The sequence below is a fragment of the Variovorax sp. GW823-FHT04B03 genome, from assembly GCF_058796495.1.
Map to the genome: position 1 here is coordinate 1,316,055 of NZ_JBXAIT010000001.1, position 12,860 is coordinate 1,328,914.

Consider the following 12,860-nt stretch of genomic DNA (forward strand, 5'->3'; position numbering starts at 1 on the left):
ATGATCAAAATTGGAATTGTGGACGACCACGCCATCGTGCGATCGGGCCTCCGGCAGTTCTTCTCCGAGCACGTGGACCTGCGCGTGGCGGGCGAGGCAGCGAGCGGCCGTGAAGCCATCGAGTTGGTACGCACCACCGAACTGGACGTGCTGGTGATGGATCTCTCCATGCCGGGACAAAGTGGTATCGATGCACTCGCCATGATCCGCGCCAAGGCGCCGGACGTGGGCATCCTGATCCTCAGCGGCTACCCCGAGGAGCACTACGCGATGAACCTGATCCGTCAGGGCGCCAGCGGCTACCTCAACAAGGAATGCGATCCGATCGAGATCGTGAACGCCATTCGCACCATTTCGCTGGGCCGGCGCTACATCACCCCCGCCGTGGCCGAACTGCTGGCCCGCCAGCTCGACCGCAAGGACGACGCCGCGCCGCACGAGCAGCTCTCGGAGCGCGAGTTCCAGGTGTTCCTGAAGCTGGCCAAGGGCGAGACCGCCGGCGACATCGCCAAGACGCTGTCGCTGTCGGTGAAGACGGTGAGCACCTACCGCACGCGGCTGATGGAGAAGATGAACCTGTCCTCCAACAGCGACCTGACCTACTACGCGCTGAAGAACAAGCTCATCGATTGAGCTGCGCCTAGGCATCGCCGGGTGCGGACCGCAGCGCGGCGGCCTGGCGGATGCAGAAGTCGACCAGTGCGTCGATCTCGTTCGACTTGTCGAACACCGCGTCGACCCCGAACTCGGCGCAGCGGCGCCGGATGTCGGGCGTCGCATAGTTGCTGAGCACCACCACCTTCTGGCCGGGCTTGCGCGACTGGCAGGCCTGCAGGATGCCCAGGCCACTTCCCTGCTTGAGAAAGAGATCGACGATGGCCAGGTGCCACTCGTCGGCATGGTCGCGCAGCCAGTCGCGCGCGTGCTGCTCGGTTTCCGCAAAGCCCACGACCGTGGTGCAGGTGAGCTCTTCCAGAGTGCCGATGAGGTTTTCACGGATCGTGGGGTTGTCTTCGACAACGTAGGTCTGCAATCTGGAATCCATGCCGAACCGCGCTTCCTCTGAGGTGGGCAGGTGCTCGTGTCCAAGCGCCCTGCGGAGGAGAGAGCCTGCCCATGGACATTGAGGCTTTCCCGCAGCGGATCATGCAGGGTTCAAGGGCCGCGCGTTGTAGGCGGGTTCTGACGCATGTGCAGGCGGCTGTCTCCACGCCGCCTCGCGCCCGCCCGTAGGCCAAGCCGCACGGGGTCTGCGGCCCGCCGCCGACCCGGTTCGGGCGCGCATCCGGGTAAGAATCGACCATGGCAACCCAATCCCTTCGCACCCGGCCGCGCTGGCAGAAGCTGCTGGCGGCCTTCGTGCTGCTGGTCGCCGTCCTGCTGACCGCGTTCGCGCTCCTCGTGGCCTTCTTTCCGTGGGACACGCTGCGCGAGCCGCTCAACCGCTTCGTGAGCGAGAAGACCGGGCGCAAGTTCGAGATCACCCGCCGGCTCGACGTGGACCTGGGCTGGAAGGCCGCCACCATCCACGTCGACGGCATCGAATTCGCCAACCCCGACTGGGCGCGCGATCCCTACCTGGTGAAGGCCGAGCGCGCGAGCTTCGAGATTCGCCTCTGGCCGCTGATCGACAAGCGGGTGGTCATTCCGAGCCTGGCGCTGACCGCGCCCACCGTCGGCCTGCAGATGGAGCCCGACGGGCGCCGTACCTGGGCCTTCGGCAAGGACACCTCCGACACCGGCACCGTGCCCACCATCGGCCTGATCCAGGTCGACAAGGGCGCCGTCGACTTCCTGGCCCAGCACCTGGGCGTCGACGTGCACGCCGACCTGGACTACGACAGCACCCGCGGCGAGCTGCCGCTGCACTACCGCATCAAGGGCCGCTACAAGGGCCAGCCGCTCACGGCCGACGGGCGCACCGGCAACGTGCTGCAGATCAACGCCGCGGGTGCGCCGCCGTTCCCGCTGGAGATCAACGCCGCCGCCGGCCAGACCCGGCTCAAGGCCAATGGCACGGTGGCTCAGCTCGCGGGCTTCGACGGCATCGACGCCACGTTCCAGATCAAGGGCCAGACGCTGAGCGCGCTGTACCCGCTGCTGGGCATCGTGCTGCCGCAGACCCCGCCCTATGCGCTGAGCGGCGGCCTGCGCAAGCGCGGCAAGCTCTGGGAGGCGGCGGGGCTCAACGGCCGGCTGGGCCTGTCGGACATCGGCGGCGACATGGCCTTCGACCAGGCCGGCAAGGTGCCGCGCCTGTCGGGCACGCTGCGTTCGCGCGTCATGGACATGGACGACCTCGGCCCGCTGATCGGCCTGCCGCCCACGGCGCGTTCGGCCAACGCGGTGGAAGGCGTGGCGCCGGTCGCCTCGGCCCAGCCCAAGCGCCCGCCTGGCGGCAAGGTGCTGCCGACCAACCCCTTCGACTTCGCGCGGCTGCACGCCATGAACGCCGACGTGAGCTACACCGCCGAAACCATCCGCAACGTGCGCGAGGTGCCGCTGGACCGCGGCAGCGCCAAGATCAAGCTGACCGACGGCGTGCTGTCGCTCGACCCACTGGACCTGGGCGTGGCCAACGGCAAGCTCGTGGGCGCGATCCGCATCGACGCCACCAAGACGCCGGCCGACATCCGCGCCTCGCTCGACGTGCGCGGGCTGCGGCTGGCGCGGCTGATTCCCAAGCTGGAGAACTCGGGCAACAGCGTCGGCCGGCTCGACGGGCGCATCAACCTGTCGGGCGCCGGCAATTCGGTGGCCAGCTGGCTCGGCGGCGCGTCGGGCGACATGGCGGTGCTGTCGGGGCGCGGCCAGTTCGGCAACCTGATGCCCGTGTTCGCGACGCTGGTGGGCGGCGACATCCTCAAGTTCCTGCTGCGCGGCGACCGCGACGTCGAGCTGCGCTGCGCCGCGCTGGCCTTCGACGTGAACAAGGGCGTGATGAACGGGCGCACGCTGGTGCTGGACACCACCAACGCCGTCTTCACCGCCACCGGCCAGGCCAACCTCGCGACCGAGTCGCTGGACTTCGTGATCCGGCCCGAGCCCAAGAGCGCGAGCTTCCTGTCGCTTCGCACGCCGCTGGTCGTGAGCGGCACCTTCGGCGCGCCCAAGGGCGGCGTCGAGATCGGGCCGCTGGCCGGCCGCGGTCTGGCGGCGCTGGCGCTGGGCGCCATCAACCCGCTGCTGGCACTGGCCGCGACCATCGAGACCGGCCCCGGCGAGAACGCCGACTGCACGGGCGTGCTGGCGCTGGCGAACCGGCCCACGGCCGGGGCCGCCGCGCGCGGTGCCGCGCGGGCCAAGGGGGCTCGCCAGCCTTAACGAAAGAAAGAAGAGGGCAGGCGGGCGCTCAGGCGCCGGCCTGGGGCCGCTGCGCGCAGACGCTGCAGTGCGGGTCGCGCGAGACGCGCAGCGTGTCGAAGCCGGTGCTGCGCCCGTCGAACATCAGCAGCTTGCCCGCCAGCGACGGCCCGATGCCGGCCAGCAGCTTGAGCGCCTCGCTGGCCTGCAGCGTGCCGATGGTGCCGACCACCGGGCCGAACACGCCGAGCACCGCGCAGCGCGTTTCCTCGAAGCTGGCCTCGGGCGGGAACAGGCAGGCGTAGCAGGGGCAGGTGGCGTCGCGGGTGTCGTAGACGCTCAACTGGCCGTCGAAGCGGATCGCCGCGCCCGCCACCAGCGGTTTGGCATGCGCCACGCAGGCGCGGTTCACGGCCTGCCGGGTGGCGAAGTTGTCGCAGCAGTCGACCACCACGTCGGCCTCGGCCACGAGCCGCGACAGCAGCGCCTCGTCGGCGCGCACGGCGTGGGTCTCGATGGCGATGCCGGGGTTGATGTCGCGCATGGCCTGCGCGGCCGATGCGACCTTGGGCTGGCCCACCCGCGCCTGCGTGTGGGCGACCTGCCGCTGCAGGTTGGTGAGATCGACCTCGTCGTCGTCGACCAGCACGATGTAGCCGACTCCCGCTGCCGCGAGGTACAGCGCCACCGGCGAGCCCAGCCCGCCGGCGCCGATGACGAGCACCCGCCCGGCACTGACGCGTTCCTGGCCGTCGATGCCGAATTCTTCGAGGAGGATGTGCCGCGAATAGCGCAGCAGGTCGTGATCGTCCATGCGCGCCTGCCTGGGCCTGTGCGGGGGAGGGGAAAACGCCGGTGGCGCGAACCGCACGGTGCGTGCGGCCCGCTCGCCGGGATCAGTTTTCCTTCTTCTCGTCCTTGTTGTCGACGATGACCTGCGTCTTGCTGACGAGCACCGGTTGGCCCTTCAGGCGGTTGAGCGCCTGCACCAGCGGGAAGTCCTTGTCGGTGCCGAACTCGGGCACCTTGCGGTCCTGCGGCGGCTTCTTGGCTTCTTCCTCGAGGCGCTTGCGGGCTTCGTCGCGTGCCTTTTCACGCTCGGGGTCCTTGACCTCGGGGCCCTGGCCGCTGGCCAGGTGCTTCTCGAGGTCGGCCTCGCGCATGCGCAGGGCGGCGAAGGGGCTGCCCTCGGCGCTTTCGTCGACCAGCACGTTGGGCACGATGCCCTTGGCCTGGATCGAGGTGCCGCTGGGCGTGTAGTAGCGCGCGGTGGTGATCTTCAGGCCGGTGTCGGGGCCGAGCGGGCGCACGGTCTGCACCGAACCCTTGCCGAAGGTCTGGCTGCCCATGATGGTGGCGCGCTTGTGGTCCTGCAGCGCGCCGGCCACGATCTCGCTGGCCGAGGCCGAGCCTTCGTTCACCAGCACCACCAGCGGCACGTTCTTGAGCGCGGCCGGCAGGTTGCGCAGCGGGTCGCTGCCCGAACGGCGCTGGTAGTACTCCGGCGCCGCCTTGTAGATCGACTTGCTTTCGGCCAGCTGGCCGTCGGTGGTGACCACCGTGACGTTCTCGGGCAGGAAGGCCGCCGACACCGCCACCGCCGCGTCGAGCAGGCCGCCCGGGTCGTTGCGCAGGTCGAGCACCAGGCCCTTGAGGTTCGGGTCTTCCTTGTAGAGCTCCTCGATCTTCTTGACGAAGTCGTCGACCGTGCGCTCCTGGAACTGCGACAGGCGGATCCAGCCGTAGCCCGGCTCGATCATCTTGCCGCGCACCGACTGGGTACGGATTTCCTCGCGCGTGATCGTGACCGGGAAGGTGCGGCTCTCGTCCTTGCGGAAGATGGTCAGCAGCACCTTGGTGTTGGCCTCGCCGCGCATGCGCTTGACGGCTTCGTTCAGCGACAGGCCGCGCACGGCGGTGTCGTCGATCTTGGTGATCAGGTCGTTCGGCTTCAAGCCGGCGCGGAAGGCCGGCGAGCCCTCGATGGGCGAGACGACCTTGATGAGGCCGTCTTCCTGCGAGATTTCGATGCCCACGCCGACGAAGCGGCCCGTGGTGCCCTCGCGGAATTCCTTGAAGGACTTCTTGTCGAAGTACTGCGAGTGCGGATCGAGCCCGGCGACCATGCCCGAGATGGCGTCCGAGATGAGTTTCTTCTCGTCGACCGCCTCGACATAGTCGCTCTTGACCATCCCGAAGACGGCCGCGAGCTGCTGCAACTCCTCGAGCGGGAGCGGCGCGAGCGAACCCCGCGCGACCGTCTGCAGCGAGACGGTGGTCAGGACGCCAGCAACGGCGCCGGCGGCGACCCAGCCGGTGATCTTCAGTTTCTGGCCCATCATGAGTGAAATGTCCTGTATGTCGACGGCTGTCGAACCAATATACACAGCTTGGAAGCAAATTGCCTGCCGGGGTTCCACGGAGGAACCGGCAGGCGGGGTTTTCTTCTTTTGCTTACGTCTTCAGCCCTTGCCCTGCGAAGCCACCGCGGCGGCGGCCTTTTCGGCGGCCGCGGCATCGCCCAGGTAGTAGTGGCGCAGGGGCTTGAGGTCGTCGTCCAGCTCGTACACGAGCGGAATGCCGTTCGGGATGTTCAGGCCGACGATGGCGTCGTCCGAGATGCCGTCCAGGTACTTCACCAGCGCGCGGATCGAATTGCCGTGCGCGGCCACGACCAGGCGGCGGCCGGTGCGGATGGCCGGGGCCATCGATTCGTTCCAGAACGGCAGTACGCGCGCCACCGTGTCCTTCAGGCATTCGGTCAGCGGGATCTGCTCGGGCGAGAGCTTGGCGTAGCGCACGTCGGAGCGCTCGCTGCGCGGATCGTCGGCTTCCAGCGGCGGCGGCGGGGTGCTGTAGCTGCGGCGCCAGACCAGCACCTGCTCGTCGCCGTACTTCTTGGCCGTTTCGGCCTTGTTCAGGCCCTGCAGGCCGCCGTAGTGGCGTTCGTTGAGGCGCCAGGAGTGCACCACGGGCAGCCAGGTGCGGTCGAGTTCGTCGAGCGTGTGCCAGAGGGTGCGGGTGGCGCGCTTGAGCACGCTGGTGTAGGCCACGTCGAAGTCGTAGCCCTCGGCCTTGAGCAGCCGGCCGGCCTGCTTGGCCTGCTCGACGCCGGTTTCGGTCAGGTCGACGTCGGTCCAGCCGGTGAAGCGGTTTTCGAGGTTCCAGGTCGATTCGCCGTGGCGGATCAGTACCAGTTTGTGCATGTCGGAGGCCTTTGGCAGCGCGTGGGAAAACCAGCATTCTAAAATCCCGGGTTTGCCATCCAAGGAACCCCCGTGAAATTGATCGAATTCGTCACCGCGAACTGGATGCTGATCCTGATGGCGCTCACCTCGGGCGGCATGCTGGCCTGGCCGATGCTCCGGGGTGCGGGCGGCGGCACGCTCACGGCCCAGGGCGCCGTGCAGCTCATCAACCGCGAACGCGCGGTGCTGGTCGACGTGCGCGAACCCGAAGAATTTGCGACCGGCCACATGATCGGCGCCAAGAACGTGCCCCTGAACCTGCTGGACGAGAAGCTGGCCAGCACGGTCAAGAACAAGAACGTGCCGCTGCTGCTGGTGTGCGCCACCGGCGCCCGCGCCCAGCGCGCCGTGGCCACGGCCAAGAAGCTCGGCTACGAGCAGGCCCAAGCCGTCGCTGGCGGGCTCAAGGCCTGGAAAGAGGCCAACCTGCCGGTTGAAAAAGCCTGATTGTTCCCAAGGTAGAGCGCATGCAAGCCGTCAAGATGTACACCACCGCCGTCTGCCCGTACTGCACGCGTGCAAAGCAGATCCTCAAGGCCAAGGGCGTCGAGCAGATCGAAGAGATCCGCATCGACACCGACCCGCAAGCCCGCACCACCATGATGGAGATCACCCAGCGCCGCACGGTGCCGCAGATCTTCATCGGCGACACCCACGTGGGCGGCTGCGACGACCTCATGGCCCTGGACAGCCGCGGCGGCCTCGTTCCGCTGCTGCAAGGCGCCTGAAGCCTTTCGCGGCCGGGCGTCACGAAAGTGCGCGGGCCGTCGGGCGATAATCGTTTGTTCCCTCATCTGCAGCCCGCTGCGGGACCCTCTCCCCGGCGGGCATTGTTTTGATCCTCGAAAGTTCAGCCATGGCCGACCAGCAAGCCCAAGATCCCGTGTTCCAGATCCAGCGCGTCTACCTCAAGGACCTGTCGCTCGAACAACCCAACTCGCCCGCGATCCTGCTGGAGCAGACGCAGCCCACCGTCGACATCCAGCTCGGCGTGGACGCCCAGCCCGTGGCCGACGGCATCTTCGAGATCACCGTGTCGGCCACCGTGCAGACCAAGATCGAAGACCGCACCGTGTTCCTGGTCGAAGCCAAGCAAGCCGGCATCTTCGAGATCCGCAACCTGCCGGAAGACCAGATGGGTCCGATCCTGGGCATCGCCTGCCCGCAGATCGTCTACCCGTACCTGCGCGGCAACGTCGCCGACGTGATCCAGCGCGGCGGCTTCCCGCCCGTGCACCTGGCCGAAATCAACTTCCAGGCCATGTACGAGCAGCAGCAAGCCCAGGCCGCCGGCCAGGCTGCCCCCACCCTGGCCCAGTAAACCGGCCGCACGACGCCGCCAGCGCACGATGAAGATCTGCGTTCATGGCGCCGGTGCCTGGGGCACGGCCGTCGCAGTCAACGCGGCGGCCCGCCACGAGGTCACCCTCTGGGCGCGCGACGCCGCCCAGGCCGACGCCATGTCGGCCGCGCGTGAAAACACCCGCTACCTTCCCGGGCTGGCCCTGCCGGCCTCGCTGGCCGTGCGCGCGGGCGACATCGCCCAGGCGCAGGCCGGGGCCGACCTCGTCATCGTGGCCACGCCCATGGCCGCCCTGCGCGAACAGCTGATCGCCCTGCGCGGCACCACCGCCCAGGTGGCGTGGCTGTGCAAGGGCGTCGAGCCCGCGCTCGATGCCTCTCCCACCACCTACGGCCTGCTCGCCCACGAGATCTGGGCGCAGGTCGCGCCTGAACTGAAGGCGGGCGTGCTCAGCGGCCCCAGCTTTGCGCAGGAGGTCGCCGAAGGGCGCCCGACCGCGCTGGTGGCCGCCAGCCCGCACGCCGGTGTGCGCGATGCGCTGGTCGACGCCTTCCACGGCCCGGCCCTGCGCGTGTACGCCAACGACGACATCGTCGGCGTCGAAGTCGGCGGCGCCGTCAAGAACGTGCTCGCCATCGCCACCGGGCTGTGCGACGGCCTCGCGCTCGGGCTCAACGCCCGCGCGGCGCTGATCACCCGCGGCCTGGCCGAAATGACCCGCTTCGGCCTGGCGCTCGGCGCCCGCGCCGACACCTTCATGGGCCTGTCGGGCCTGGGCGACCTCGTGCTGACCGCCACCGGCGACCTGTCGCGCAACCGCAAGGTCGGGCTGCTGCTGGCCCAGGGCCGCACGCTTGCGCAGGCCGTCGATTCGCTGGGCCACGTGGCCGAGGGCGTGTACTGTGCCCGCACCGTGGTGCAGCGCGCGCGCGGCCTGGGCATCGAGATGCCCATCGCCGAAGGCGTGGTCGCGCTGCTCGACGGCCAGGTGAGTCCGCGCGACGCCGTCGCGGCGCTGACCGGGCGCGACCCGGTGCCCGAGTCGGTGCAGCAGCCGCCCGCCGGCCCGGCCTCGCGCCATTCCTCCTGAAGAAGATTAGAGATTCCAGAGACATGAGCCCTCGCTTTGATTTCTCGGCGTCGGCCGTCGCCGCGCTGGCCGAGTCCGACGTCGCCCGCGCCCTGCAGGAAGACGTCGCCGACGGCGACCTGACCGCCTCGCTGGTCGATGCCTCCCGCACCGCCCATGCCCGCGTGCTCGCGCGCGAAACCGCCGTGGTGTGCGGCGCGCCCTGGGTCGAGGCCACCGTGCGGCGGCTCGATCCGCAGGCGCGCATCACCTGGCTTTGCGGCGAGGGCCAGCGCTGCGCCGCCGACCAGCCCGTGCTCGAAATCGAAGGCGGCGCCCGCGCGCTGCTGACGGCCGAGCGCACCGCGCTCAACTTCCTGCAGCTGCTGAGCGCGGTCGCCACCAAGACCGCGCTGTACGCCGACGCCGTGAAGGGCACCCGTGCCCGCATCGTCGACACCCGCAAGACCCTGCCGGGCCTGCGCCTGGCGCAGAAGTACGCGGTGCGCACGGGAGGCGGGCTGAACCACCGCATCGGCCTGTACGACGCGGTGCTCATCAAGGAAAACCACATTGCCGCGGCCGGTGGCGTGGCCGCCGCCTTGCGCGCGGTGGCGCCCGTGGCCGCGCAGGCCGCCTTTGTCGAAGTCGAAGTCGAGACCCTGGCCCAGCTGCAGGAAGCGCTGGACGCCGGCGCCCGCATGGTGCTGCTCGACAACATGGGCCTGTCCACGCTGCGCGAGGCCGTGCGCCTGAACGACGCCGTGGGCGAGAGCCGCAAGGCCGTGCTCGAGATCTCCGGCGGCGTCACACTGGACGGCCTGCGTGCCCTGGCCGAGACCGGTGTCGACCGGATCTCGATCGGCGCGTTGACCAAGGACGTGAAGGCCATCGACTACTCGATGCGCTTCCTGACCCACTGAACCGCCATGACGACCGCTTCCGTCATCGATGTCGACTACGAACAGCCCGCGCAAGGCGCGGTCTGCGACACGCGCCACGCCTGGGCCCGCGTGCCCCCCGAGCCTTCGCCCGACGAGCGCATTGCGCTGAAGGCGCGCATCCGCCGCCTGCTGCGCGAGCGCAACGCGGTGATGGTGTCGCACTTCTACGTGCACCCCGACCTGCAAGATTTGGCCGAGGAAACCGGCGGCATCGTGAGCGATTCGCTCGAGATGGCACGCTTCGGCCGTGACCACGCCGCCGCCACGCTGGTGGTGTCGGGCGTGCGCTTCATGGGCGAGACCTCGAAGATCCTCTCGCCCGAAAAGCGCGTGCTGATGCCCGACCTGGACGCCAACTGCTCGCTCGATCTGGGCTGCCCGGTCGACGCCTTCAGCGCCTTCTGCGATGCGCATCCCGACCGCACCGTGGTGGTCTACGCCAACACCAGCGCCGCCGTGAAGGCGCGCGCCGACTGGCTCGTCACCTCCAGCTGCGCGCTCGACGTGGTGAACGCGCTGCACGCAGCCGGCCAGAAGATCCTCTGGGGCCCCGACCGCCACCTGGGCGATTACATCCGCCGCCAGACCGGCGCCGACATGGTCAGCTGGAACGGCGCCTGCATCGTGCATGACGAATTCAAGGCGCTCGAACTCGAGCTGCTCATGAAGGAACACCCGAAGGCCAAGGTGCTGGTGCACCCCGAGTCGCCCTCGGACGTGATCGCGCTGGCGCATGCGGTGGGCTCCACCTCGGCCATCCTGAACGCGGCGCAGCGCTTCGACGCGACCGAGTTCATCGTCGCGACCGACACCGGCATGCTGCACAAGCTGCGCACGCTGAACCCCGGCAAGACCTTCATCGAAGCGCCCACGGCGGGCAACGGCGGCACCTGCAAGAGCTGCGCGCACTGCCCGTGGATGGCGATGAACGGGCTGGTCGAACTGGCGAACGCGCTGGAGACCGGCGCGGGCGAGATCCACGTCGATCCGGCGCTCGGCGTGCGCGCGCGCGTGCCGATCGACCGCATGCTGGCGTTCACCGCCGGGCTGAAGAACGGCCAGGCGCCGGGCAGCTTGGTGGCCGGTATCGGCGCCGCCTGACCGGCGGCTAGAACTCCACCGTACAGCTGTCGCCCAGCGCCTCGCGCCACACGCGCACGCGCGCCAGCGACGGCCGCAGGTCGGGCAGCGCGTCGGCGATGAACACGCACAGGTTCTCCAGCGTCGGCGGATGCAGCCCCGGCACGTCGTCCAGCAGGTGGTGGTCGAGCTGCTCGCGCACGTCTTCGAGCCGGCGGCGCAGCAGGCCCAGGTCGATCACCATGCCCGTCACCGGATCGCGCTCGCCTGCCAGCCACACCTCCGCGTGGTACGTGTGGCCGTGAATGCGGCGGCTGCCTTCGACCTCGATCTCGCGTTTGAGCGTGTGGGCGGCGTCGAAGAAGAAGCGTTGGCTGATGGTGAAGCGCATCGTCGGAAAAAAGAAACTCTGAAATAAAGGGGCCGCGCGTCAGCGGATGCCCGTGATCTTGTGGGTCTGCACGCTCAGGCGCCACACCGGCTGCTTCATGCATTCGGCGATGCACAACTCGGTGTTGGCGAGCCGGTCGGGCCCGTCCATCGGCTGCAGGAAGCGGTGGGTGAATTCGCCGGTGCGTGCCATCGCATCGAGGTCGATGCCGGCCTGCGGCCACACCAGCTTCAGCTCCTGGCCGCGCTGCTGCACCCAGGGCGCGCCGGCCTTGGGGCTGATGCACAGCCAATCGATGCCCGCGGGCGCGACGACCGTGCCGTTGCTCTCGACCGCGATGCGGAAGTGCCGCGCGTGCAGCGCGTCGACCAGCGCCGCATCGACCTGCAGCAGCGGCTCGCCGCCCGTGAGCACGACCAGCCGGTGCGCGGTGTCGCCGGCGGGCCATTGCGCGGCGATGGTGTCGGCGAGCTGGCCGGCGCTCTTGAACTTGCCGCCCAGCGTGCCGTCGGTGCCGACGAAGTCGGTGTCGCAGAAACGGCAGACGGCCGTGTCGCGGTCTTCCTCGCGGCCGGTCCAGAGGTTGCAGCCGGCGAAGCGGCAGAACACGGCCGGCATGCCGGCCTGGCCGCCTTCGCCCTGCAGCGTGTAGAAGATTTCCTTGACGCTGTAGGTCATGCGGCGAGCGGGGTGTCGATTTCGAGGTTGTCGATGAGCCGCGTGCTGCCCAGCCGCGCGGCGGCCAGGGCCACGAGCGCATCGCCGGGCTGCGGCGCCTGCAGGTCGGCGCGGCGGCGCAGCACGAGGTAGTCGGGCTGCCAGCCGCGCTGCGCGAGCGACTGCATGGCGCGCGCCTCGAGGGCGGCCACGTCGCGCTCGCCGGCGCGCACGGCTTCTGCCATGTCTCGCAGCGCCTTCGACAGCTGCACGGCCTCGGCGCGCTCGGTGGCGCTCAGGTAGCCGTTGCGCGAGGAGAGCGCCAGGCCGTCGTCGGCGCGGAAGGTCTCGCCGCCCACGATCTCGATGGGCAGCGCGAACTGCCGCACCATGTGGCGGATCATCATGAGCTGCTGGTAGTCCTTCTTGCCGAACACGGCCACGCGCGGCTGCACGCACTGGAACAGCTTCATCACCACCGTGCACACGCCGATGAAGAAGCCGGGGCGGAAGTGCCCTTCGAGCAGGTCGGCCAGCGCCGGGTCGGGGTGCACCTTGCAGGTCTGGGGCTCGGGGTAGAGCGCCTTCTCGTCGGGCGCGAACAGCACGTCGCAGCCGGCGGCGCGCAGCTTCTCGCAGTCGCTGTCCCAGGTGCGCGGGTAGGTGTCGAAGTCTTCGTGCGGCAGGAACTGCAGGCGGTTCACGAAGATGCTCGCCACGGTGGCGTCGCCCAGCGGCTTGGCCTGGCGCACGAGCGCGAGGTGGCCCTCGTGCAGGTTGCCCATGGTGGGCACGAAGGCGGGGCGCTGGCTGGAAGACAGGTGCTGGCGCAGTTCGTCGATGGTCTTGGCGATGTACATGGTCG

General features: G+C 69.2%; 15 protein-coding genes. 8 read left to right on the plus strand and 7 right to left on the minus strand.

Annotated features, from left to right (window positions below):
* Nucleotides 1-633 carry a response regulator gene (locus AC1RAD_RS05990; RefSeq protein ID WP_007837167.1) on the plus strand — a complete coding sequence of 211 codons (633 nt, stop codon included), beginning with the start codon at nucleotides 1-3 and terminating at the stop codon, nucleotides 631-633.
* Nucleotides 634-640: 7 nt separating this feature from the next.
* Here the strand turns inward: AC1RAD_RS05990 and AC1RAD_RS05995 are convergent, their stop codons facing one another.
* Nucleotides 641-1,045, minus strand: coding sequence for a response regulator (locus AC1RAD_RS05995; protein ID WP_095743933.1), 405 nt, complete (start codon nucleotides 1,043-1,045; stop codon nucleotides 641-643).
* Between the two features lie 257 nt (nucleotides 1,046-1,302).
* On the opposite strand from AC1RAD_RS05995, the gene AC1RAD_RS06000 reads away from it, so the two are divergent.
* On the plus strand, nucleotides 1,303-3,324 hold the full coding sequence (locus AC1RAD_RS06000) for an AsmA family protein (protein ID WP_492734174.1): 2,022 nt from the start codon (nucleotides 1,303-1,305) through the stop codon (nucleotides 3,322-3,324).
* A gap of 28 nt (nucleotides 3,325-3,352) precedes the next feature.
* Here AC1RAD_RS06000 and AC1RAD_RS06005 read toward each other — a convergent pair whose 3' ends face one another.
* From AC1RAD_RS06005 to gpmA, 3 genes are all read right to left on the minus strand, one after another.
* Nucleotides 3,353-4,117: a HesA/MoeB/ThiF family protein gene (locus tag AC1RAD_RS06005; RefSeq protein ID WP_492734175.1), complete on the minus strand. Its 765-nt coding sequence runs from the start codon at nucleotides 4,115-4,117 to the stop codon at nucleotides 3,353-3,355.
* 82 nt (nucleotides 4,118-4,199) lie between these two features.
* Nucleotides 4,200-5,642, minus strand: a complete 1,443-nt coding sequence (locus tag AC1RAD_RS06010; protein ID WP_062477129.1) for a S41 family peptidase — start codon at nucleotides 5,640-5,642, stop codon at nucleotides 4,200-4,202.
* A 123-nt stretch (nucleotides 5,643-5,765) separates the two neighbouring features.
* Nucleotides 5,766-6,509, minus strand: coding sequence for a 2,3-diphosphoglycerate-dependent phosphoglycerate mutase (gene gpmA / locus AC1RAD_RS06015; protein WP_013543140.1), 744 nt, complete (start codon nucleotides 6,507-6,509; stop codon nucleotides 5,766-5,768).
* A gap of 105 nt (nucleotides 6,510-6,614) precedes the next feature.
* Here gpmA and AC1RAD_RS06020 point away from each other — a divergent pair, with 105 nt between their 5' ends.
* The 6 genes from AC1RAD_RS06020 to nadA all read left to right on the plus strand — a co-directional run bounded on the left by AC1RAD_RS06020 (nucleotide 6,615) and on the right by nadA (nucleotide 10,968).
* Nucleotides 6,615-6,998 (plus strand): rhodanese-like domain-containing protein, encoded by a 384-nt coding sequence (locus AC1RAD_RS06020; protein WP_370681259.1) that lies wholly within the window; start codon nucleotides 6,615-6,617, stop codon nucleotides 6,996-6,998.
* 20 nt (nucleotides 6,999-7,018) lie between these two features.
* A complete protein-coding gene (grxC, locus tag AC1RAD_RS06025) occupies nucleotides 7,019-7,279 on the plus strand; it encodes a glutaredoxin 3 (RefSeq protein ID WP_062477087.1) in 261 nt (86 codons plus the stop codon).
* A 128-nt stretch (nucleotides 7,280-7,407) separates the two neighbouring features.
* Nucleotides 7,408-7,872 carry a protein-export chaperone SecB gene (secB, locus tag AC1RAD_RS06030; protein WP_056578332.1) on the plus strand — a complete coding sequence of 155 codons (465 nt, stop codon included), beginning with the start codon at nucleotides 7,408-7,410 and terminating at the stop codon, nucleotides 7,870-7,872.
* Nucleotides 7,873-7,900: 28 nt separating this feature from the next.
* On the plus strand, nucleotides 7,901-8,944 hold the full coding sequence (locus AC1RAD_RS06035) for an NAD(P)H-dependent glycerol-3-phosphate dehydrogenase (RefSeq protein WP_492734176.1): 1,044 nt from the start codon (nucleotides 7,901-7,903) through the stop codon (nucleotides 8,942-8,944).
* Between the two features lie 23 nt (nucleotides 8,945-8,967).
* Complete coding sequence (gene nadC, locus AC1RAD_RS06040) at nucleotides 8,968-9,846, plus strand: carboxylating nicotinate-nucleotide diphosphorylase (RefSeq protein ID WP_492734177.1); 879 nt, start codon at nucleotides 8,968-8,970, stop codon at nucleotides 9,844-9,846.
* 6 nt (nucleotides 9,847-9,852) lie between these two features.
* Complete coding sequence (nadA, locus tag AC1RAD_RS06045; protein ID WP_492734178.1) at nucleotides 9,853-10,968, plus strand: quinolinate synthase NadA; 1,116 nt, start codon at nucleotides 9,853-9,855, stop codon at nucleotides 10,966-10,968.
* A gap of 7 nt (nucleotides 10,969-10,975) precedes the next feature.
* Here nadA and AC1RAD_RS06050 read toward each other — a convergent pair whose 3' ends face one another.
* From AC1RAD_RS06050 to panC, 3 genes are read right to left on the minus strand one after another with little or no spacing between them, the layout of a single operon-like run.
* Entirely contained in the window at nucleotides 10,976-11,338 is a 363-nt protein-coding gene (locus tag AC1RAD_RS06050; RefSeq protein ID WP_062477101.1) for a 6-carboxytetrahydropterin synthase, read from the minus strand.
* Nucleotides 11,339-11,377: 39 nt separating this feature from the next.
* Nucleotides 11,378-12,016, minus strand: a complete 639-nt coding sequence (queE, locus tag AC1RAD_RS06055; protein WP_492734179.1) for a 7-carboxy-7-deazaguanine synthase — start codon at nucleotides 12,014-12,016, stop codon at nucleotides 11,378-11,380.
* Nucleotides 12,013-12,855, minus strand: a complete 843-nt coding sequence (panC, locus tag AC1RAD_RS06060) for a pantoate--beta-alanine ligase (protein ID WP_492734180.1) — start codon at nucleotides 12,853-12,855, stop codon at nucleotides 12,013-12,015. The genes queE and panC overlap by 4 nt, the downstream gene beginning before the upstream one ends.
* Nucleotides 12,856-12,860: the final 5 nt, after the last annotated feature.